This window comes from Scandinavium tedordense (genome assembly GCF_024764965.1).
GTDB classification, from domain to species: domain Bacteria; phylum Pseudomonadota; class Gammaproteobacteria; order Enterobacterales; family Enterobacteriaceae; genus Scandinavium; species Scandinavium tedordense.
The window spans coordinates 1-21,455 of record NZ_JALIGG010000054.1 but is presented as its reverse complement, the minus strand read 5'-3'; the positions used below and the strand labels follow the sequence as shown (position 1 = coordinate 21,455).

The 21,455-nt window shown below is 52.2% G+C and carries 17 protein-coding genes; 8 read left to right on the top strand and 9 right to left on the bottom strand.

Features of this window, described 5'->3' with window-relative positions; genetic code table 11:
- Positions 1-24 precede the first annotated feature (24 nt).
- Entirely contained in the window at positions 25-756 is a 732-nt protein-coding gene (gene mlrA / locus MUU46_RS09130; RefSeq protein ID WP_159752950.1) for an HTH-type transcriptional regulator MlrA, read from the bottom strand.
- A 211-nt stretch (positions 757-967) separates the two neighbouring features.
- On the opposite strand from mlrA, the gene MUU46_RS09125 reads away from it, so the two are divergent.
- From MUU46_RS09125 to MUU46_RS09115, 3 genes are read left to right on the top strand one after another with little or no spacing between them, the layout of a single operon-like run.
- The gene (locus tag MUU46_RS09125) at positions 968-2,656 is read left to right on the top strand and encodes a sensor histidine kinase (RefSeq protein ID WP_258965365.1); all 1,689 of its coding nucleotides are present in this window, start codon (positions 968-970) and stop codon (positions 2,654-2,656) included.
- Positions 2,650-3,369, top strand: coding sequence for a two-component system response regulator BtsR (btsR, locus tag MUU46_RS09120; RefSeq protein WP_159752954.1), 720 nt, complete (start codon positions 2,650-2,652; stop codon positions 3,367-3,369). The genes MUU46_RS09125 and btsR overlap by 7 nt, the downstream gene beginning before the upstream one ends.
- Positions 3,370-3,413: 44 nt before the next feature.
- Entirely contained in the window at positions 3,414-3,893 is a 480-nt protein-coding gene (locus MUU46_RS09115; protein WP_159752956.1) for a YehS family protein, read from the top strand.
- 43 nt (positions 3,894-3,936) lie between these two features.
- Here MUU46_RS09115 and metG read toward each other — a convergent pair whose 3' ends face one another.
- Positions 3,937-5,970, bottom strand: a complete 2,034-nt coding sequence (gene metG / locus MUU46_RS09110) for a methionine--tRNA ligase (protein WP_258965364.1) — start codon at positions 5,968-5,970, stop codon at positions 3,937-3,939.
- Positions 5,971-6,134: 164 nt separating this feature from the next.
- On the opposite strand from metG, the gene apbC reads away from it, so the two are divergent.
- Positions 6,135-7,244 (top strand): iron-sulfur cluster carrier protein ApbC, encoded by a 1,110-nt coding sequence (apbC, locus tag MUU46_RS09105; protein WP_258965363.1) that lies wholly within the window; start codon positions 6,135-6,137, stop codon positions 7,242-7,244.
- Positions 7,245-7,300: 56 nt separating this feature from the next.
- On the opposite strand, the gene MUU46_RS09100 is transcribed toward apbC, so the two are convergent.
- The 3 genes from MUU46_RS09100 to MUU46_RS09090 form a co-directional block, all read right to left on the bottom strand.
- A complete protein-coding gene (locus tag MUU46_RS09100) occupies positions 7,301-7,750 on the bottom strand; it encodes a hypothetical protein (protein WP_258965362.1) in 450 nt (149 codons plus the stop codon).
- A gap of 135 nt (positions 7,751-7,885) precedes the next feature.
- Positions 7,886-8,311, bottom strand: a complete 426-nt coding sequence (locus MUU46_RS09095) for a GNAT family N-acetyltransferase (protein WP_258965535.1) — start codon at positions 8,309-8,311, stop codon at positions 7,886-7,888.
- A 65-nt stretch (positions 8,312-8,376) separates the two neighbouring features.
- Complete coding sequence (locus MUU46_RS09090; protein ID WP_159752964.1) at positions 8,377-8,706, bottom strand: RcnB family protein; 330 nt, start codon at positions 8,704-8,706, stop codon at positions 8,377-8,379.
- A 223-nt stretch (positions 8,707-8,929) separates the two neighbouring features.
- On the opposite strand from MUU46_RS09090, the gene MUU46_RS09085 reads away from it, so the two are divergent.
- From MUU46_RS09085 to MUU46_RS09070, 4 genes are all read left to right on the top strand, one after another.
- On the top strand, positions 8,930-9,844 hold the full coding sequence (locus tag MUU46_RS09085; protein ID WP_258965361.1) for a LysR family transcriptional regulator: 915 nt from the start codon (positions 8,930-8,932) through the stop codon (positions 9,842-9,844).
- A gap of 216 nt (positions 9,845-10,060) precedes the next feature.
- A complete protein-coding gene (locus MUU46_RS09080; protein WP_258965360.1) occupies positions 10,061-11,491 on the top strand; it encodes a GGDEF domain-containing protein in 1,431 nt (476 codons plus the stop codon).
- Positions 11,492-11,554: 63 nt separating this feature from the next.
- On the top strand, positions 11,555-14,038 hold the full coding sequence (locus MUU46_RS09075; protein WP_258965359.1) for a bifunctional diguanylate cyclase/phosphodiesterase: 2,484 nt from the start codon (positions 11,555-11,557) through the stop codon (positions 14,036-14,038).
- A 27-nt stretch (positions 14,039-14,065) separates the two neighbouring features.
- A complete protein-coding gene (locus tag MUU46_RS09070; RefSeq protein WP_258965358.1) occupies positions 14,066-16,663 on the top strand; it encodes a bifunctional diguanylate cyclase/phosphodiesterase in 2,598 nt (865 codons plus the stop codon).
- 102 nt (positions 16,664-16,765) lie between these two features.
- Here the strand turns inward: MUU46_RS09070 and MUU46_RS09065 are convergent, their stop codons facing one another.
- The 4 genes from MUU46_RS09065 to MUU46_RS09050 all read right to left on the bottom strand — a co-directional run bounded on the left by MUU46_RS09065 (position 16,766) and on the right by MUU46_RS09050 (position 20,829).
- On the bottom strand, positions 16,766-17,266 hold the full coding sequence (locus MUU46_RS09065; protein ID WP_258965357.1) for an Hcp family type VI secretion system effector: 501 nt from the start codon (positions 17,264-17,266) through the stop codon (positions 16,766-16,768).
- Entirely contained in the window at positions 17,266-17,613 is a 348-nt protein-coding gene (locus tag MUU46_RS09060) for a putative T6SS immunity periplasmic lipoprotein (protein ID WP_258965356.1), read from the bottom strand. The genes MUU46_RS09065 and MUU46_RS09060 overlap by 1 nt, the downstream gene beginning before the upstream one ends.
- On the bottom strand, positions 17,610-18,170 hold the full coding sequence (locus MUU46_RS09055; RefSeq protein WP_159752978.1) for a type IV secretion protein Rhs: 561 nt from the start codon (positions 18,168-18,170) through the stop codon (positions 17,610-17,612). Before MUU46_RS09055 ends, MUU46_RS09060 begins: the two co-directional genes overlap by 4 nt.
- Before the next feature lie 241 nt (positions 18,171-18,411).
- Entirely contained in the window at positions 18,412-20,829 is a 2,418-nt protein-coding gene (locus MUU46_RS09050; RefSeq protein WP_258965355.1) for a DUF3772 domain-containing protein, read from the bottom strand.
- Positions 20,830-21,455 lie beyond the last annotated feature (626 nt).

The following is a 21,455-nucleotide window of genomic DNA, read 5'->3' as shown; positions in this document are numbered from 1 at the left end:
TGAAGCACGCTTGTTAATGAACCCTTAATTTCCCAGGCGCAGCACGTTTAGCCCCTGATCGTGCCACTGTTGCAACTGTTCCTGTTGCCCAACGGTGGAGGTGTCACCGCACCACACAAGCAGGGTTTGGCCGTCAAAAAGCTCCGGTCGCAGTTGATGTAGTGAGTGCGCCAGCACGTCCACGCGCCAGCCCTGTTCACAGGCTACCCAGCCCTCGAGCCACAGTCGGGTGGTGTCGGTAATGTTCCAGCCGACCACCAGCGCATCGCGTCCCTGACGTTTCCGCGCCGAGGCCATGCACACCGAAATGTAATTGATAAGCACCCCGTCCAGCACGCTTAACAGCGTTTGCAGCGTCGGCTGAGAGCTTTGCAGGCGAAGCCTGAGTGGAATGAAAAGATGGGAAACCAGGGTTTGAGCGGGATAATCGCGCCCACGCTCTTTGATCCACAGCCGCAAGCGGTTGAGATTGCCACCCTGCAAAAAGCGCAGCAGCGTTTCCTGATGCTCTCGCCAGCCGCTTTGCTGTTCGGCGGTGACCTCAATAAGCAGCGTTTTGACTTTACTGACCTGCACGCCGGTTTCTATCCAGCGTTTGATTTCGCGAATTCTGTCGATGTCACCATCGTTGAACAGCCGATGCCCACCATCGGTTCGCTGGGGCTTTAACAGTCCGTAACGCCGCTGCCAGGCACGCAGCGTCACCGGATTAATATCACAAAGCAGAGCCACTTCACCTATCGTGTAAAGCGCCATGTATCACCTCAGCTCGCGCATCCCCATTATAACTGTAGACGGTGTTCGTCGAACCAGGAAGATCTGATCGTTTTTCGTTCAGCAAGGCCGCGTCATGTCAGCGAAAAGTGTGATCGACAGCAGGAATTTTGCGTTTTGCCTTGGCGGTCAAGGAAACAGCTGGTTACAACGTGTATGTTACGCGCTTTCAAAGTTTATGTGGTCGACAGGTATGTACGAATTTAATCTGGTGTTGCTGCTGCTTCAGCAGATGTGCGTGTTTCTGGTTATCGCCTGGCTGATGAGCAAAACGCGTCTGTTCATTCCGTTAATGCAGGTCACCGTCCGTCTGCCTCACAAGCTACTGTGCTACGTCACCTTCTCCATTTTTTGTATTCTGGGGACCTATTTCGGTCTGCATATCGAAGATTCGATAGCCAACACCCGTGCCATTGGCGCGGTCATGGGCGGTCTGCTCGGCGGCCCTGTGGTAGGTGGTCTGGTCGGGCTGACTGGCGGGCTGCACCGCTATTCGATGGGCGGAATGACCGCGCTGAGCTGCATGGTATCGACCATTGTGGAAGGCCTGCTGGGCGGGCTGGTTCACAGCGTGCTGGTGCGGCGTGGGCGTAGCGATAAGGTTTTTAATCCGTTCACCGCAGGCGTGGTGACGTTTGTCGCCGAAATGGTGCAGATGCTGATCATCCTGTTGATCGCCCGTCCGTTCAGCGATGCGCTGCATCTGGTGCAAAGCATTGCCGCGCCGATGATGGTCACCAATACCGTTGGTGCCGCACTGTTCATGCGTATTCTGCTCGACAAACGGGCGATGTTTGAGAAATACACCTCGGCGTTTTCCACCACCGCGTTGAAAGTGGCGGCCTCGACCGAAGGGATCTTGCGGCAAGGCTTTAACGAAGAAAACAGCATGCGGGTGGCGCAGGTATTGATTCAGGAGTTGGATATCGGCGCGGTGGCGATAACCGATCGTGAAAAATTGCTGGCGTTCACCGGGATCGGCGACGATCATCATCTGCCTGGCAAACCGATTTCCTCGCGCTATACCCAGAAAGCCATCGACAGCGGGGAAGTGGTGTACGCCGACGGTAACGAAGTGCCGTACCGCTGCTCAATTCACCCCAACTGCAAGCTTGGTTCGACGCTGGTTATCCCGCTGCGCGGCGAAAATCAACGGGTGATTGGCACCATTAAACTATATGAAGCCAAAAACCGTCTGTTCAGTTCTATAAACCGAACGCTGGGAGAGGGCATCGCCCAACTGTTGTCGGCGCAGATCCTCGCCGGGCAATACGAGCGGCAGAAGGCGCTGCTGACCCAGTCAGAAATTAAGCTGCTGCATGCCCAGGTGAATCCGCATTTTCTGTTTAACGCTCTGAATACCCTGAAAGCGGTGATACGCCGCGACAGTGAGCAGGCCGGGCAGCTGGTGCAGTATCTGTCGACCTTCTTCCGTAAAAATCTCAAGCGCCCGTCGGAAATCGTCACTCTGGCCGATGAAATTGAGCACGTGAATGCTTATCTGCAAATTGAGAAAGCACGCTTCCAGGCGCGGTTGCAGGTTCATCTCAACGTGCCGCCCGCGCTGGCCCATCACCAGCTACCGGCGTTTACTCTGCAACCGATTGTAGAAAATGCGATTAAACACGGCACCTCGCAGCATCTGGGGATCGGCGAAATCACGGTGCAGGCGAGCCTGCATCAGCGCTGGCTGCAGCTGGATATTGAAGATAATGCCGGGCTGTATCAGCCTGACGCCCAGGCGAGCGGCCTGGGGATGACGCTGGTGGATAAACGACTGCGCGCGCGATTCGGCGACGAATGCGGGATAACCGTCACCTGCGAGCCGGACATTTTTACCCGTATTACCCTGCGACTGCCTGTGGAGGAAAATGCATGCTGAAGGTGTTAATTGTCGATGATGAGCCGCTGGCGCGGGAAAACCTGCGCATTTTGCTGGAGAAGCAGGCAGATATTGAAATCGTGGGCGAATGCGACAACGCGGTGGAAGGCATTGGCGCGGTGCATCATTTGCGTCCCGATGTGGTGTTCCTCGATATTCAGATGCCGCGCATCAGCGGGCTGGAAATGATCGGTATGCTCGACCCGGAGCACCGTCCGTGGGTGGTATTTCTCACCGCGTTTGACGAATACGCGGTAAAAGCGTTTGAAGAACACGCTTTTGATTATCTGCTCAAGCCCATCGAAGATAAGCGGCTGGATAAAACCCTCGGTCGTCTGCGTCAGGAGCGATGTCAGCAGGATATCTCGGTATTCGGCGAAAGCCAGCAGGCGCTGAAATTTATTCCCTGTACCGGACATAGCCGGATTTGGCTGTTGCAGATGGAAGATGTGGCGTTTGTCAGCAGCCGTATGAGCGGCGTGTATGTCACCGACGGCGCAGGTAAAGAAGGTTACACTGAATTGACGCTGCGCACTCTGGAAAGCCGTACGCCACTGTTACGCTGCCATCGTCAGCATCTGGTGAATATGTCGCACCTGAAAGAGATTCGTCTGGAAGAGAATGGGCAGGCAGAGTTATTGTTGCGTGCAGGACAAACCGTGCCAGTGAGCCGTCGCTATCTTAAGAGTCTGAAAGAGGCGTTAGGGCTGTAAAACTGGTACACTTCGCCTTTGTCCAAATACAAGTTTAAGACGCTATGATCAGTAACGATATCATCCGTAGCCTGCGCTACATCCTGAAAACCAATAATGCCGGGCTGGTTCGCCTGTGGGCGCTGGCGGAAGCCGTTGCCACACCTGAGAACATCGATGCCTGGGTGCGTAAAGAAGACGACGCCGGTTTTCAGCGCTGCCCGGATATTATGCTGTCGCTTTTACTCAATGGACTTATCTACGACAAGCGCGGGAAAGATGAAGCTGCCCCGGCGCTGGTGACTGAACGCCGCATGACCAACAACCTGGTGCTGAAAAAGCTGCGTATCGCGTTCTCACTCAAAACCGATGATATCCTGGCCATTCTGACCGAGCAGCAGTTCCGTGTTTCGATGCCGGAAATTACTGCCATGATGCGCGCGCCGGATCATAAAAATTACCGCGAATGCGGCGATCAATTCTTGCGTTATTTCCTGCGAGGATTGACGGCTCGTTTTAATCCGAAGCCTGAAAAGAAAGCATAAAAGACGCATAAAAAAGGCCGGGAAGATTTCCCGGCCTTTTTTGTTATTTAACCTGCTGACCAGGCTGCGCACCGCTGTCCGGGCTTAACAGGAAGATATCTTTCCCGCCAGGGCCTGCGGCCATCACCATCCCTTCGGAAATACCGAAGCGCATTTTACGCGGCGCAAGATTTGCCACCATCATCGTCAGTCGACCAATCAGCGCCTGTGGATCAGGATACGCAGAACGGATCCCCGAGAAGACGTTGCGTTTCTCACCGCCGATATCCAGCGTCAGGCGCAGTAGCTTGTCCGAACCGTCGACAAACTCCGCGTTTTCAATCAGCGCGATGCGCATGTCGACTTTCGCGAAATCGTCAAAGGTGATGGTTTCCTGAATCGGATCATCCGCCAGTGGGCCGGTAACCGGTGCGCTCAGGGCTTTCACTTCTTCTTTAGATGCGTCAACCAGGGCTTCAACCTGTTTCATGTCGATGCGGTTATACAGTGCCTTGAAGGTGTTTACCTTGTGGCTAAGCAGCGGCTGCTGAATGCTGTTCCAGCTCAGTTCGGTGTTCAGGAATGCTTCGGTACGTTCTGAAAGCATCGGCAGAACCGGCTTCAGGTAAGTCATCAGTACGCGGAACAGGTTGATACCCATGGAGCAGATGGACTGCAGGTCAGCATCTCGGCCTTCTTGCTTCGCTACCACCCACGGAGCCTGCTCGTCAACATAGCGGTTGGCAAGGTCAGCCAGCGCCATAATCTCACGAACGGCTTTACCAAATTCACGGCTTTCCCATGCGTCGCCAATAGTCTGTGCGGCGTCGATGAAGGTTTTGTACAGCTCAGGGTCAGCCAGTTCCGCCGCCAGTACGCCGTCAAAGCGTTTGGCAATGAAGCCCGCGTTACGGGACGCCAGGTTCACGACTTTATTCACGATGTCGGCGTTCACGCGCTGCACGAAATCTTCCAGGTTCAGGTCGATATCGTCGATGCGAGAAGAGAGCTTCGCGGTGTAGTAATAGCGCAGGCTGTCAGCATCGAAATGGTTCAGCCAGGTGCTGGCCTTGATGAAGGTGCCGCGAGATTTGGACATCTTCGCACCGTTCACCGTCACGTAACCGTGAACGAACAGGTTGGTCGGCTTACGGAAACCGCTGCCTTCTAACATCGCAGGCCAGAACAGGCTGTGGAAATACACGATGTCTTTACCGATGAAGTGATATAGCTCGGCGTCGGAGTCTTTTTTCCAGTATTCGTCGAAGCTGACGGTATCGCCGCGTTTGTCGCACAGATTCTTGAAGGAACCCATGTAGCCAATTGGCGCGTCCAGCCAAACGTAGAAGTATTTGCCCGGTGCACCAGGGATTTCAAAGCCAAAGTACGGTGCATCACGGGAGATATCCCACTGTTGCAGACCGTGCTCGAACCACTCCTGCATTTTGTTCGCGACCTGCTCCTGCAGCGCGCCGCTGCGAGTCCATGCTTGCAGCATTTCGCTGAAGGATGGCAGGTCGAAGAAGAAGTGCTCAGACTCGCGCATCACTGGCGTAGCGCCGGATACCACGGATTTCGGCTCGATAAGCTCGGTTGGGCTGTAGGTCGCGCCGCATACTTCGCAGTTATCGCCGTACTGATCCGGGGATTTACATTTTGGGCAGGTGCCTTTCACGAAACGGTCCGGCAGGAACATGCCTTTTTCCGGATCGTAAAGCTGAGAGATGGTACGGTTTTTGATGAAACCATTCTCTTTCAGGCGACCGTAGATAAGCTCGGACAACTCACGGTTCTCATCGCTGTGCGTTGAGTGGTAGTTGTCATAACTGATGTTAAAGCCCGCGAAGTCGGTCTGATGTTCCTGACTCATATCGGTAATCATCTGCTCCGGGGAGATGCCAAGCTGCTGAGCTTTCAGCATGATAGGCGTGCCGTGGGCGTCATCGGCGCAGATGAAATTGACCTGGTGGCCGCGCATTCGCTGGTAACGGACCCAGACATCAGCCTGGATATGCTCCAGCATATGACCGAGGTGGATGGAGCCGTTGGCGTACGGCAATGCGCACGTTACCAGAATTTTTTTCGCGACTTGAGTCATAGTGAACATTACTTCCTGCTTTTGTAAGGGGTTCCGATATTACCAAAACCCTAATTAATCCGCTATGCGAGCGGGACATTAATCCCCTGACAGAATAATTGTTACCTCCGCGTCGCACTCGCAGTTACAATTAGTTCTTCCAGAATAACGAAAAAGGAGTCGGGATGAGTTCACAATCCCAGGCCAAATCCCCGGAGCGTCTGCGTGCGATGGTCGCGGGTACGCTGGCCAATTTTCAGCACCCAACCCTGAAGCACAACCTAACTGCCCTGAAAGCGTTGCACCATGTGGCGTGGCTCGATGACATCATCCACGTTGAAATCCAGATGCCGTTCGTCTGGCAGAGTGCGTTTGAAGAGCTAAAAGAGCAATGCAGCGCCGACCTGCTGCGCATTACCGGCGCGAAAGCCGTCGACTGGAAGCTGTCTCACACGATTGCCACGCTGAAACGCGTTAAAAATCAGCCGGGCATTAACGGCGTGAAGAACATCGTTGCAGTGAGTTCTGGCAAAGGCGGCGTCGGTAAATCGTCTACTGCGGTAAACCTGGCGCTGGCGTTGGCCGCCGAAGGCGCAAAAGTCGGCATTCTTGACGCCGACATTTACGGCCCGTCCGTGCCGATGATGCTTGGCGCAGAAGGTGAACGTCCGACATCCCCTGATGGCACCCATATGGCGCCAATCATGAAGTTCAATCTGGCCACCAACTCGATCGGTTACCTGGTGACCGACGACAACGCAATGGTCTGGCGTGGCCCGATGGCCAGCAAAGCGCTGTTGCAGATGCTACAAGAAACGATGTGGCCGGATCTTGATTATCTGGTGCTGGATATGCCGCCAGGGACCGGTGACATTCAGCTGACGCTGGCGCAGAACATTCCGGTCACCGGCGCGCTGGTGGTCACTACCCCGCAGGACATTGCGCTGATCGACGCCAAAAAAGGCATCGTGATGTTCGAGAAAGTCGAAGTGCCGGTGCTCGGTATCGTCGAGAACATGAGCATGCATGTGTGCAGTAACTGCGGTCACCACGAGCCTATTTTTGGCACCGGAGGCGCAGAGCGTCTGGCACAGCAGTATCACACCCAGTTGCTGGGGCAGATGCCGTTACATATCAGCCTGCGTGAAGATCTCGATCGCGGTACCCCGACGGTTGTCGCGCGTCCGGACAGCGAATTCACCACTCTATATCGCCAGCTGGCAGGCCGTGTGGCCGCACAGCTTTACTGGCAGGGTGAAGTCATCCCTGGTGAGATTGCCTTCCGCGCCGTGTAAGCACGTGTTCGAACTGAAGAGAAAAGCCACCGTCGGTGGCTTTTTTTATGCCTTCCTCAGACGATAGGCTGCAACCCCAGCGGCGTTGATAACCAGCGCGGGGCCAGCATGGTATCGGTCATAAACGCGGTCAGCTCATACAGCAGGCCCTGCAACGTTTCTTCGACGCGGACGCTAAGCGGGTTGCCGGACAACAGATGACTCAGCGCCAGGCAATATTCGCACAGCAGTTCGCTTTCGGTATCCATGCTGGGAAGAGAGCGGGGCAGGGTGCTCACGGTAAATTGCGCCATCTGGTTTTCAGCAATCGGCTCAAGTAGCGTCGGTTGTAACTGGGTCAGGCATTCGTGCAGACGCTGGTAAAGCTCATGCTGCGTTTGCAAATGTTCTGTATCCAGCGCACCGGCAGCCAGTTTCTCGCAGTGGGCTGCAGCTTCGGCAAAGTCAGTTTGCGCTTCTATGTCAACATAGAGTAGAGGGTGGGTCCAGACGGCGGGCGCTTCCATGATGGTCTTCTCCAGAGTGTGGCAATGACTGGTTGTATATACAGTGCATTGTAAACTCTGAAGTGACGCTGACAAGGACTAATCTCTGAAGGAAGCTCTCAAAATTGAATGATAAAAATGTATGCGGGTGGGGCGTTAACGGAGACGATAATGCAGTAACCAGTAATCGCCGTCGGGTGACGCACCGCGGGCCTCGGTATGCCAGCCGTGATGATGATAAAACGTCAGCGCCTTTTCATTCTGTACCAGGCATTTCAGCGCGCCGGTGCTGGTGAAGGTCGTTTGCACATGCTCAAGTAGCGCTACCCCCACGCCCTGAGCCTGCCAGTCGGGGTCAACAAACAGGTTATGCAGAAAGTTATCGCGTTCCCAGACGGAAGCAAACCCGACGCGGTGTCCGTCAATTTCGGCGACCCATACGGTTTCATCAAGCGTGGCGGCATCAAAATCTTCCAGCTGCCAGTCGCTGTTGTCGGCCCACGGCCAGCTGATTTTACGTGCGTGAAGGTATAAGGTACGCAGGAAAGGACGGTCAGAAGGATGTCCTGGGCGAATGATCATCATGTTCTCCAGGTTAATTCAGAAGACACTGTGAGCGTCATGACTAACGCTCACAGCTTGCAGCATTAACGATGATAGAAGATTTCACCATCGTAGACTTTCATAATCTTGCCGTCGGTGTCGCCAATCAGGACGTAGTTGCCGCCCATGTAAGTCCAGTGGCTACCCGCATCTGGGGCTGGCAGGTTACGCAACTGCCACTGTTTGATATTGTACTCTTGCGAACGGTACATTGCTGGCACGTTATCACCGATGTTGAAATGGGTGAAATCAGCAATAAAATCTTTTAACTCGTATTTCTGAATCCCAGAAGTCGGCACAGTTGCCGGTGCAGCTGATACCGCACCTGCTGTCGCCAGCAGTACGCCCAGAAGCATCATTTTTGTTTTACGCATACCTTCTCCACACATACATTCACTAGACAGCCTGGACTTAAATTTACCGCCCCGTATCATTCCCGATGAAACCGCCTGCTGGCAAGCCCTTTACAGGCAAAAAAGTGTAAGCAAACCTCGAAAGAATACTGCGTATGGCAGGCGCTGGCGCGGCTGTCAGGCATTTTGAGACGATTCCGGTTTTTGTGCTTACAATGCACAAAGTTATCAGCAGGAGAGAGAAATGCTCAGACTGGAAGACTTAACGTTGTTTGTTCGTGCGGCGGCGTTGGGCAGTTTTAGCGAAGCGGCGCGCGAGGCGGGGCTTCCACCTGCCCAAGTGAGCGCGGCCATTAAACGCCTGGAAACGCACCTCAATATCCGCTTATTTGCGCGTTCTACCCGCAGTCTGCGCCTGACGCCGGAAGGGGAAACGTGGCTGCCGTTCGCCACCCAAATGCTCGACACTCTCCATGCAGGGCTGCAGCAAATACAGGCCCCAGAGGATGAAATTCGCGGTACGTTGCAGATTGCTGTGCCGTCCGATCTTGGCCGCAACCTGCTGTTGTCGGTGTTCCAGGCTTTTCGACAACGCCATCCGGCGCTGCGCCTGCGCATTCTCTTTTCCGATAGTCTGACCGACGTGTTCAAGGATCCTGTGGATGTCGCGTTTCGCTACGGCAATAACGATGATGCGTCCTTTATTTCATTACCGGTAGCGTCTGAAAACCGTCGCGTACTGGTGGCGTCACCGGAATGGATTGCGCGAAACGATGTGCCGAAAACGCCGGAAGAATTACGCCAGCACGACGTGCTGACCTATATTCTGCGTGGGCGCGTTTACGATCGCTGGACCTTTTTATGCGACGGGCAGATACAGGAAATTCAAGTCAACAGCAGCGTGATGAGCGACGACGCCGAGGTCATTCGACGGCTGGCCATCTCGGGCGAGGGGATTGCTAATAAATCCTGGCTCGACGTCAGCGACGATATTGCCCAAGGGCGATTGAACATTATTCTTCCAGATTATCGGGGTGATAACGTTCCGCTGAATATGATTTGCCCACATCGAAAACAGCTCTCGACGGCGGTGCGTTTATTGTATGGCGCCGTGTCGGAAAAGTGCGCCACAATAATGCAACAGATGCCGATTCGTTAACTGATTATTATCGCGATAATAAGCAATGATTTCATTTTGTTTGTTATCGCGCGCTGTCGTAAATATCGGATTTAACATTATAATCACACTCTCTATTAAAATTGTTAATATTTATTTTTGAACCGGTTTGTGTTTGTCGCCTTGCGCATGGATACGTATTCTCTGTAAGCCAAACCTGTCTGTACCAGGCAGATATCCCAGAGTAACTAGTGACCCATGCATAAATTGACGATTCATCCTTCGACGATGCTGAAGGAAGAAAATACGCTATTTAACACCATCGTCCTGACGGTGACGACGCTAGTCCTTTTTTTTGCCAGCAGCATTCTGCAGCAAACTGGGCATTTGGCTCTTTTCTGGCCGTTCAATGCGCTATTGGTCGGTCTTTTTTTACGGTTCCCTTTTTTTAATCGGCCGCATAACTATTTAATCTGTTTATTAGTGTTACTGCTGGGTAACGCGGCGTGTGGAAATAATGACGCAGGTTCGGTCCTGATTGCGATCTCTAATATGTTGTTCGTCATTATTTTGACGAAAGCCATTTTATATGAGAAGAAAACACCGGAAGAGCCGCTGAAGCTAAACGTCCTGCGTCTTTACAGTTATTGCCTGCTGAGCGCATTAATTTCCTCGCTACTCGGAAGCTACGGTTTTGAGCTGACATCCCACCAGACTTTCCTCAATATTTATTCCGTCTGGTTTAGCGAGCAATTTTCTACCAGCGTACTGGTCCTGCCTTTCCTGTTGACCTGGAATGGCAATCTGCTGCCGCAAAAATATGAACTCAGCCGGGTGATGCCGCTTGGTCTGCTGATTTTGTCTATTACTGCTTCCGCACACAGCGGTGGCATTGGCAGCCTGGCTGTTACGTTGCCTGCACTGATTTGGTGTGCGATCAGTTATTCGCTGCCGGTGACCTGCTTGCTGACACAGCTAACCGGTATTGCCGAAGTCTTGATGGTCTATTCCAACTGGATGTATTCCGGCATTAACGGGCATATCACGCAGATTGTTTCTGCGCGCATGGGGATTGCCTCTGTCGCTATCAGCCCGGTGATGGTGGCGGTGAGCGTACAGGCCATCAACGTGCTGGTTAAACAGCTGTCGGCCCGCGCCAATTACGACTATCTGACCCGCGTGCATTCGCGTTTTGGCCTGTATGAAAAATTACGTTTGCAGGATGAGAAAACGGTCAATACCGCATTGAACGTTTTGCTGCTGGATATCGACCATTTCAAAAGCATCAACGATACGCACGGCCACGACTGCGGCGACAGCGTATTGACCGAATTCGCTCGCCGGGTCAAAGACGTGGTGGGTGAGAAGGGCATTGTGGCGCGTATGGGCGGCGAAGAGTTTGCCGTCGTAATGCCGGATGCCTGCGGTGATAACGGTTATCTTCTGGCAGAAGAAATTCGCGCCGAGATTGAACAGATGGAAGTGAATTGGGAAGGGGACACGCTTTCCCTGACCGTCAGTATCGGGCTGAGCCATGGCCAAGCCGCACGGCGACAGCTGGTCGATGCCTTCGACAAACTGCTCTCCGAAGCAGACCGATACCTGTATCAATCGAAAAAAGCAGGGCGTAACCGCACCTCTGCCGCACCTGCGGTCATGGACAAACTTCTGGAGCCTTCTGCCTCCTAAGGCAAACGGCACACTGTAATTTTTACCTCTTTTAACGCTAGAGCTAACGCAATAACCCACGCTATGGAAAAGTCTTCCCTGAAAGCCTACCCATTCACTTTGCTGAAAAGTGTGATGATAATTTTGCTGGTCGCGCTACTGGTCATGATCCTGTGCGCTACCGGTCTGCTCGACTATCAGTCCCGTAAAACGGGAAATCTGATGAATGAGCAATTGTTAAACACGCAGAGTGAGATGGTTCAGCTCAAGCTGGGAGATTTTCTCGACAGCCCGCATCAGCTCAGCCTGTTGATGCAGAAATTCCTCCAGGGAGGCCAGGCCGCCGTCAACGATGGCATGGTGCGACCTGAATTAGTCTATTTAGGTTCTCGGACTTTTGCGGATATTCAGGCGATGCAAAGCTTCTCCTGGACCGATGCCAACGGGAATTACTTCTCCGTAAAGCGCGATAGCACCACCGGGCGTATTTACCTCGAGCGTAGCAGTCCGCAGGATCCGACGCAGCTAATCACCTACAGCGGGATCAGTGAGCAAAGTAACATCGTTAAAGCCGTCAACAATTTCAACATAAACAGTTTCTCGTGGTTCCACATCGCGCAGCACCAGCGTAATCCGTGGTGGATAAACGAACCTGGCGTAAAAGGGTATATCGCGACTTATCATCTGCCGGTGTACACCAAAGAAGGGCTGTTCGCAGGCGTGATTTCCAGCGGGCTGATGCCAGCCAAAATGAGCGGCTATCTGGCGCAGTTACTGCCAAGTAAAGATTACGCCCTGCTTATTTTCGACGAAAAAAAACGCGTTGTAGCCAGCACCGATAACGCGATGATGCCTGACAAACTGCCGTCTTCTCTGACTCATGAAACCGAAGACTGCAACTGCGAGAAATTGACCTCATTCCACGTCAACGGGAAACGCTTCCTGGCGACGTCCTTTGATGTGCGCGACAGCGAATACCTGCTCAAATGGCACGCCGTGCTGGTTGCGCCGCATCAGGCTGCACTGGCGACCACTCGGCAGCAGCACTTGATGATTACGCTCGCCAGCGCGATGGTTATTCTGCTGCTGATGGCGGCACTTAGCCTGGTTATCCTGCGCTTTACCGGCTCGCTGAAAGAGACCGTTGAGAAGGTTAAAGAGATTGGCCTCAAGCCGTGGAAAAAAGAGACTAAAAAACGGACCTTCCCGGAACTGGCGACGCTAAACGAAGAGCTTGAACGCGTGTCTGAGCTGACGCCATCGGCGGGTGCGCACCGTACCAGCCTTGAAGAAGACGCGGACACCGGCTTCCTGACGCTCGGCGGCCTGATGCATACCCCCGCGCTGTATGACAACCGCAATCTGCTGGCGATGATTAAGGTCAGCAACTTCAATTCCGTCAAAAATGCGCTCGGCAGCGCGTTGGCGAAAGAGTTTATTCAGTCCTTTGCCGAACGCCTGCGCAGCATTCTTCCGGAAGGCGCGTTGTGCTGTCGCGACCGCGAGGACACTTTCATTATCGCCTTCACCGGGACGTACGAAAGCAAAGATGTGGCGTGGTATCGCGGCGTGATCACCTCCGTTTTCCGTGAACAGTCGGCGGAAATTGCCGGTGAATCGCACATCTTTACTGGCCACGCGGGGATGATTATCGAACCGCTGACCGAAGAAAGCTTCAGCGAATGTCTGCGTAACGTCAGCCTTGCCGTGCAGCACACCCAGAATCAGCGTAACGGTGCGTGCGATCTTTATACGCCAGAAATGCGTGAAGAAGAGGTCAACAACCTGCGTCTGCACCAGGCGCTACGTGACGATCTGCAAACCGAAGGTTTCCATCTTGTGCTGCAGCCAATCGTGCCGTTTGCGGAACAGGTGCAGTGTAAGGAAGGGGAGTGCCTGATTCGCTGGCAGTCCAACGTGCTTGGCTTCGTGCCGCCGGATAAATTTATCGCGCTGGCCGAACACACCGGCATGATAGTGCCGCTGGGCAAATGGATAATCGACACCGCCTGCCGTGAGCTGGCAACGTTTATCGCCCGTGGCGCACCAACTGACTTCAAACTGCACATCAATATTTCTGCGGTACAGCTGCAGCAGGCTGATTTCTCACGCCATCTGCTGGAGTGTATTCATCGTTATGAACTGCACAACAACAATATCTGCATAGAGATTACTGAAAGTGTGCTGCTTCATGACACGCACCGGATCGTTGAGATCCTCGCGTATCTGCGCCGGCTGGGCATTTCCGTGGCTATTGATGATTTCGGTTCCGGTTATTCGAGCCTGTCTTATCTGCACTCTTTGCCGTTCGACTGTCTGAAAATCGACCGTGGCTTTGTGAGAAACGTACTGGAAGACAAGAAAAGTGAAGCCGTCATTGCCTCGGTGCTGATGCTGTCGCGCAGTTTTGAAGTGCCGCTGGTTGCCGAAGGGGTGGAGACCGCCGAAATGGCTGCCAAGCTGCACGAAATGGGGTGCGATCTGGCACAGGGCTACTATTACTCACGACCAAAACCGTTTGCCGATTTTGTCACGGCAAATGGCCTGTTTGTTGTGCAGCCTGAATAATGAGTTGAGCGGAAACCGAGACGCGCTATGCAAATCCTGAAGGAAAAGTTCTCTGTCGACACCTACCCGTTGTCGTTGACCAAGACCATTCTGTTAACGCTGCTGCTGACGTTTTGCGTGGTGCTCGCCACCATGTACACGTTCCTGAACTACGCCGGGTACGCGTTCCTTGACACCATCAGTGAGGAAATCCTCAATTCGAAAAAGCAGACCATCGAAAGGGCGATTAACAACTACATCAACGTTCCACAGCAGTCGAACGCAATTGTGGTTCACGCGCTGAGCCAGATGGATGCGAACACCTTTACGGTGCGCGATCTCAGCGGTCTGCTTATCAACAACGTCACCAATGTTTTTTCAGAACGTGACTATCTCGATATGGTCGAGTTCGGCCACGTTAATGGCGACTTCATTGGTATTTCGCACGACAGGCTGCAGAAAAATTATCTTGGTGTGAAGGATGATGCAACCGGCAATCAGCTTACTTTGCTCAGTGATTACAGCCTCGATTCGACAGTTGAAAACGTCATCCCCACTTATGACACCACTACACGCATCTGGTACAAAGCGGCGGAAGTTGATCGCCGTTCACACTGGACGCAGCCTTTCCGTGATTATGATGAAGCAAAAACGGCGGGTATCGCCTGGAGTTCACCGGCCTTTGACCGAAATGGCGTCTTCACCGGCGTCGTGTCCAGTGAGCTGCATTTTGCTGAACTGAATAATAATCTTGAGCATTTCAGACCGTTCCCGGAAAGTATTCTGCTTATCGTGAACGATAAAAATGAGCTGGTGGCGTCATCCATGCCCTCTCTTGCTAATTCGATACTCAAGGGCGGCCATCTTGACGTGAAATTGCAAACGCTGGAGCAAACCGGAGTGCCTGCAATCGTAAGCGCCGGGAAAGCACTTGCGCAACGCGCTACGCCGGGCATGTTGTCGGTGAAAGTCAACGGCAAGCCGTTCTATGTTGATACTTTTAACGTCGAAGATCAGGAAGGTCGGCTGCACTGGAAAGGGGTGATTGTGAGCCCGGCGACGGCGATAACCCAAAGCATTCTGAGCTATGGCCAAGTGGTCATGCTGGTGCTGTTTATCGCCTGCGGACTCGGTTTTCTGGCGGTCGGTTTTGTTCTGTCGCGCGCCACGCGACCACTGAATGATATTGCCCGTAAAGCGGATGAGTTAGTGACGCACCGCTGGACACCCTCTAAAGAAAAACGCCATTTCCCTGAAATCGCCTCGCTGGAAACGACCTTTATGGCGTTGTCGCACAAGCTGGCGGAAAGCTTTGAATTGCAGCGTAAAAAGATTGAAGAGGACGATGGTACAGCATTGTGGACCCGCGCCGGATTACGCCAGCAGCCTTCGCTTTATAAGCGCCGCAACATGGTCGGACTCATCCACATCAACAACATGTACAGCATCGTGAATGCACTGGGGACAGAGTTCGCTGATATCTTTATCAATGAGTTTATCTCCCGCCTGCGCGACCTGCTGCCGACTGATATCCTGATTGCTCGCGATACCACTGACAAACTGCTGGTCGTGTTCCCAGGAATGAATCAGCACAAGGATTATCTACGCTACCGCACCGTGATGGAATCGATGTTCATGGGTGAAGATAGCGAGCAGCGGGCGAACGACAATAAATACGTCTATACCGGCAACGTGGGCATGGTTCTCGACACGATTACCGAAGAGAGTTTTTCGGCGATCCGCCGTGGCGCAGGCATGGCATTGCTACAGGCAGAGGCGATTGGTAACGGCGTGGTCATGCTGTTCTCGCAGGAAATGTACGAAAATGAGCTGTACAACATCAAGTTGCATGAGCATCTCAACGATGCGATTCATCAGCATGAATTCCATCTGGTTCTGCAGCCAATTATCGATCAGAACGACGAAACCCACTGCCGCGAAGGTGAGTGCCTGCTTCGCTGGAAATCTGAAGCGCTGGGCGAGATCCCGCCGACGCGCTTTATTCCGCTGGCGGAAGAGAGCGGGTTGATTGTGCCGCTTGGCAAATGGGTGATAGAAGAAGCCTGTCGCGAACTGGCGGAAATGATCGCCCGCGGAGCGCCGCAGAACTTTCTGCTGCACATTAACGTGTCGGCTATTCAGCTGCTACAGCAGGATTTTGCTTGGCATCTGATGGACGCGATCCGTCAGAATGGCCTCGCGAACAGCAATATCTGCATTGAAATCACTGAAAGTGTCCTGATGCAGGACATGCAGCGCATCGGCAAAATGTTGAGCTATTTGCGCCGTCACGGTATTTCTATTTCCCTGGATGATTTTGGCTCCGGCTTTAGCAGTCTCTCGTACCTGCACGCGCTGCCGTTTGACAGCATCAAAATTGATCGTAACTTTGTACATGGCGTAATGGGCGATGAAAAAGCGCAGTCGGTTATCAGCTCGCTTATCATGCTGGCCAGCGGTTTTAACGTGCCGCTGATCGCCGAAGGTATCGAAGACGAAGACGTGATGCTGAAGCTCAAAGCGCTGGGCTGCGAGAAAGCGCAGGGCTACTACTTCCGCCGTCCGGCGGAGTTTTCTACCTTCCACTGCGAAGCGGGTGAGTTTTACTACCAGCCTTGCGATGAGCGGGAAGAAGAGCCGGTTTGATGTCTTGGGGAAAAGTGGGGTAAGAAAGGCGTCGTTTTAAGAGTCAGCACCATCAAGAGCTGGCTCTTAAATGCGATTGATCCTGGAGCAAATATTATCGCCTTACCGATCATTTTTGGGCTGCGGGGCTGGCTTCATCCATGCATCATCATATTTAATATTCCCTCTGACATAATTCCATTCAATACGCCGAAATCTTAGTCCCACAACCTCATGCATGTTAGGTGAAGAACTCCCCGGATAATAAACATGTGTGAAGTCAACAGAGGAAATCACTACGCTTTCGAGTGTGATGGTATAGGTTTCGACTTCCAGGCCCGCTTCTGCAATCTCAAAATATTTAATTACCGCTTTTTGTAAGCGTTTTGATTCGCATACCGCAACTGCCAGATAAGGGCTGACGTTATCCAATTGTTTATGCAGTATCACCGGGTTGTGCTGCCGGGTCCCGGTCATGTTTCCAGTGTGGCTATCAACGCTTTGCCTGACACCGTAGCTGCTGTTCATTATTTCTATCGCACCTTCGCGGCCTGGAGTAATACAATTACCAGGAACCAATATTCCATTTTCGTCATAAAGAAATAAATAAGCGGGTAATGACATTATAGACCTCCTAAATGTGTCAGTTGACCATTATTATCAATAAAGAACTCATGAATATAATCATTTCCATTAAGACCATAGGAAAGGGTATAAGAATAGCCATAATGCCATTTGAAATTTATACAGCCATCAGGATAGGATTGATGTAAGTTTTTATTATACTCAATTACGGTTTCATCAAGATTTTCACTTGATTCGATGCGGTAGTAACTCAAAATATCTTTTTTATCCACGCTAAAGCAAAGGTGATTACCCTCAATAAACGTAGATCTCGTTTGGGGACCAGGTCGTCCACCGGGGCAACCAGTTAATAGTAATATAAAAGGGATAGCAATGAATGTTTTCATCCTGGAAATCCATTTAGCACTGATTTATATTTGCCTATGAGTGAGTAAACTGATTGATTTGGGTTGAAATCACGATATTCATATAAGTCGCTGTTCTCTGCGAAACCGTGATGTAACAATAACCAATAATCACTCACGATTGATGCTTGTTGCTCAAGTCCGTAGTGAAGCAAATCAGCTTTATCTAAGCTATAGCTGTAATCGGCAATACGAGAGAATAGCCCTCGGGTTCTGACAAACATACCTTTTTGGTTTTGCCACACATGCATCATTTCATGCATGAATCTGTGTTTCGTTATTAGTTTCGGTTCTAATGAAAAATCGGGTGAATACGTTTCCTCTCTAAACCACATCTCACCGTTAGGGCTCATCGCCACATTTATGGGTTGTAGATTAAAGGGAAGATAGCTCTCCCTGTGTACCCACACACGAAAGTATTCAATGCTGTTGCCATACAAGGTCTTCGCCAACGCTATTTCACCAAGGGTGAGTAGCCTCAAGCCTCCGGGAATGATAATTGTACCTGACGTAGGTTTGATAAACTCATTGACTGGCATAAAAACCCCTAACTCCATGGTGGTTTATTTTTGAAGCGTACTCCTGATTTATTAAAAGAGAAATTATTTTTTCTGTGAATGAGTTTAATAGAAAAGAGTGACGTTAGCGGGTTAACTAATAAAGTAGCGAATGCAGGAGGTTATTTTTAATGGGTGAGTGTAATGGCAGGTTTATTGTTTTATCTTTTTTATGATTGGCTCCCTTAATGACTCAGGGCCACCGATGAGGTGGCCCTTTTTATTATTCCTCTGTCACGGCTTTGTGCGGCTGCTCGAGGATCATGGTTTGCGTCTGGCTCAGGCTCACACCCGCCTCGCGAAGCATTTTGAGGATTTCGTATAGCAGGTCACTGCGCGTTGAGCTGACCATACGCGGGCTGTTCACATAACCCGTGACGCTTAGCACAATGCCGTTCGGTCCGAGTTCCTTAAAGCTCACCGACGGTGCCGGGGCGTCCAGAATGGATTCGTGCAGGGTATAAGCCATCAGCAACAGGTTACGCACCTGTTCAGGATCGATATCCAGCGGGAAGGTCAAGGTGATGGTCGCCACACCCTGTGCGTTCCCCATGGTGGCGTTGCGCACGTTCTGCGAGATGAGCTGCGAGTTCGGAACGATCACCGTCGATTTGTCGCTCAACTGGATTTCCGTCGCGCGAACGTTGATCCGACGAATATCCCCCTCCACGCCGCTAATACTCACCAAATCGCCCACTTTGACCGGGCGTTCAGTCAACAGGATCAGGCCGGAGATAAAGTTCTTCACAATCTCCTGCAGACCAAAACCAATACCCACCGACAGGGCGCTGACAATCCACGCCAGCTTGTTCCATTCGATGCCGAGCATCGAAAGCGTCAGCATGATGATCAGCACATAGCCAACGTTAGTGAACAGCGTGACAAGGGATGCACGCAGACCGCGGTCCATCATGGTTTTTGGCAGAAAATCGTTATCAAGCCAGCGACGGGTTGAGCGCAATACATACCAGCCGATCACCAGGCACAGGAAGGCATTCATGGCATGCGCCGGGATAATATTTATCCCACCGATACCTTCCCCGCCCCAGATATCTACGATTTTTTTCAGCAACTCCACGGGTGTAGTGGAGCCGAAAGTCCCGTTGAGCAGCGCAATGGCTGCCATTAGCAACAGCGAGGTCTTACCGACGGCCGAGAACAGCGTTGCGGCGAGTGACAGGTGGCGATCGTTAAGACTCAGTGTGCTTTTGAGAATTTTTCCACTTTGGGTGGAAGGTGAGAATACGCACTCGCAGAGATCGACCACGAAGTGAATCAGCAGATACAAGCAGCTGACGACCAGACCTATCCACAGCAGCTCGAAGGTGACAAAGCGAGCCAGCGGGATATAACCAATCAGCAGCGCACCCAGAATGACCACCGCCGTCAGGCTTATCACCAGATGAATCAGGCCTGCAATCGTAGAGCGAGCTTCAGTTTGTTCGCCATCGGCCCGCATTTTACGGCGTATACGGTTAACACGTACCGGCGCTATCAGGCAGTTCAGCGCGACCAGCAAAGCCGACAGTCCGTTGCCAAACAGGGTGGCGGCAATGCTGGTCCCGACAAGGGCGTTGAGCTGCTCGATTGTGCCAAAGATAAAGATAAAGGTGGCCAGCAGGACAGGAAACAAGCCCAGCGTTTTTGCCAGGGAATCGGCAATCCCCGGCAAACGCCAGGAAGGATGATTGTTAGAGAGTAATGCAATCCCAAGCCCCGCGATGATCGCCGAGAAGTAGGTTAGCTCAACCAGCTGCTCGGCAAAATCCAGTACCGGCTGCGCGGTATCCGGTAGCCGCGTGAAGATATAACACAGCAGCTGCATGCTGATACCCAGCGTGAACATCGTGCTGAGTGTGGTGAAACAGGCGAGAAAACTGCGACGGAAGCGCCCCTGAGGCAACCAGCGGGGGAGGATCCAGCCGACGGGTTTATCCAGCGCTTTGCGTCCGAACAGACCAATAATCAGCGTCAGCAATAAGTAGAAGCCGGAGCCGATACGCCATTCATCGCTCCATGCCTGATCCCAGACCTCGCTAATCTGCGAACCAAAATCATCAAAGCGCGCGGCATCTTTCTCACCTGGATTGATAAGCGGGGCCCAGAACTTTTCGCCCAGAATGCTGCCCGTATTCAGGGCAATTTGCGTTTTCAGCGCATCGCGGCGTAAACCAAAGATTTGCGCAGACAGGTTTTGCGCCCCCACGCCGATGGCTTTGGTTTGCTCAATCTGAGTGGTGAGAAGGGTCTTGCTATTATTGAGCTGTTTACGCTGGCTAACGACCTGCGGGGTTTCCGTCAGGGTACCAGGTGCAGGCGGCGGGCCGAGGACATCAAGCTGCGCCTGAACCTGTGCCAGCTGCGGAGCCAGCGCCACGGCGAGCTTATCGGCATCGCTGACCAGCCGCTGAGCTTCATCGTTCAGGGCGGTAAATTGCTTATCCACCTTTGCGGCTGAAACCTGCTGCTTCAGGGCATCCAGACGTTTTTGCAGTGCAGGTAACGCGATGTTGGCATTAACCTTAACAGGCTGTTCGACGTCGGTTTGCGCGGGGCTGCCATCCGCCAGCGCCAGAAAAGGCGCCATCATCAAACATGACAACAATGCCAGTAGTAGCGGCATTTTTAACATTTTTTGCATAGAAGGATGTACCTGAAATTTCACTTAACAAGGGGCCTGGGCCTGATCGGTTAAGGATATCTATAATTTGTCAAAATCCTATCAGGCAAATCTGTGTTAAATGGAGAAGTGTTAGAGATTTGGGTGGGCATGATTGGACTGTCGGTAAAAAACGATTATTTCAGAGTACTTCTCTGGTTCAGATTACGAGAAAATTCTACTTATAAACACACCGGTTTTTCGGGGGGATTACCCATTGAAACATTCCGCGACATCCGGAAGCTCGGTAAATGCGGGTGGGATGTTAGGCGAAATTATATAAGAAGGTGTGTGTCGATGCCGTAATACGGCTATTTCAGTCCAATCAAAAAACGGAGATAACCTGTATAAGCGTCACGCTATACAACAACGTCCGCATAACTTTCGTGATGCGGACGTTCCATTCCAACACACTTTTGCCTGACCACTGTTTTATTGACATCATTAATCGTATTGCTGGTCACGCTCTTCGGCGGCGCGCGGCTTTGTTGAATAAATCAGATTTGAGGCGAGTTTCCCCTGTAACAGCTCCGGCTCTCAGCCGATACGTACACTTTCTGGCATACCTGCCTTCGTCATTTTGTTCAGCGCACGCACCATGGCCAAAG

Excerpts from the sequence above, each read along its gene's own strand:
- MUU46_RS09125 (WP_258965365.1), top strand. The coding sequence starts at position 968 with ATGTACGAATTTAATCTGGTGTTGCTGCTGCTTCAGCAGATGTGCGTG.
- MUU46_RS09070 (WP_258965358.1), top strand. The coding sequence starts at position 14,066 with ATGCAAATCCTGAAGGAAAAGTTCTCTGTCGACACCTACCCGTTGTCG.
- btsR (WP_159752954.1), top strand. The coding sequence starts at position 2,650 with ATGCTGAAGGTGTTAATTGTCGATGATGAGCCGCTGGCGCGGGAAAAC.
- MUU46_RS09095 (WP_258965535.1), bottom strand. The coding sequence starts at position 8,311 with ATGATCATTCGCCCAGGACATCCTTCTGACCGTCCTTTCCTGCGTACC.
- MUU46_RS09115 (WP_159752956.1), top strand. The coding sequence starts at position 3,414 with ATGATCAGTAACGATATCATCCGTAGCCTGCGCTACATCCTGAAAACC.
- apbC (WP_258965363.1), top strand. The coding sequence starts at position 6,135 with ATGAGTTCACAATCCCAGGCCAAATCCCCGGAGCGTCTGCGTGCGATG.
- MUU46_RS09090 (WP_159752964.1), bottom strand. The coding sequence starts at position 8,706 with ATGCGTAAAACAAAAATGATGCTTCTGGGCGTACTGCTGGCGACAGCA.
- MUU46_RS09050 (WP_258965355.1), bottom strand. The coding sequence starts at position 20,829 with ATGCAAAAAATGTTAAAAATGCCGCTACTACTGGCATTGTTGTCATGT.
- MUU46_RS09055 (WP_159752978.1), bottom strand. The coding sequence starts at position 18,170 with ATGCCAGTCAATGAGTTTATCAAACCTACGTCAGGTACAATTATCATT.
- MUU46_RS09100 (WP_258965362.1), bottom strand. The coding sequence starts at position 7,750 with ATGGAAGCGCCCGCCGTCTGGACCCACCCTCTACTCTATGTTGACATA.
- MUU46_RS09080 (WP_258965360.1), top strand. The coding sequence starts at position 10,061 with ATGCATAAATTGACGATTCATCCTTCGACGATGCTGAAGGAAGAAAAT.
- MUU46_RS09085 (WP_258965361.1), top strand. The coding sequence starts at position 8,930 with ATGCTCAGACTGGAAGACTTAACGTTGTTTGTTCGTGCGGCGGCGTTG.
- MUU46_RS09075 (WP_258965359.1), top strand. The coding sequence starts at position 11,555 with ATGGAAAAGTCTTCCCTGAAAGCCTACCCATTCACTTTGCTGAAAAGT.
- mlrA (WP_159752950.1), bottom strand. The coding sequence starts at position 756 with ATGGCGCTTTACACGATAGGTGAAGTGGCTCTGCTTTGTGATATTAAT.
- MUU46_RS09065 (WP_258965357.1), bottom strand. The coding sequence starts at position 17,266 with ATGTCATTACCCGCTTATTTATTTCTTTATGACGAAAATGGAATATTG.
- MUU46_RS09060 (WP_258965356.1), bottom strand. The coding sequence starts at position 17,613 with ATGAAAACATTCATTGCTATCCCTTTTATATTACTATTAACTGGTTGC.
- metG (WP_258965364.1), bottom strand. The coding sequence starts at position 5,970 with ATGACTCAAGTCGCGAAAAAAATTCTGGTAACGTGCGCATTGCCGTAC.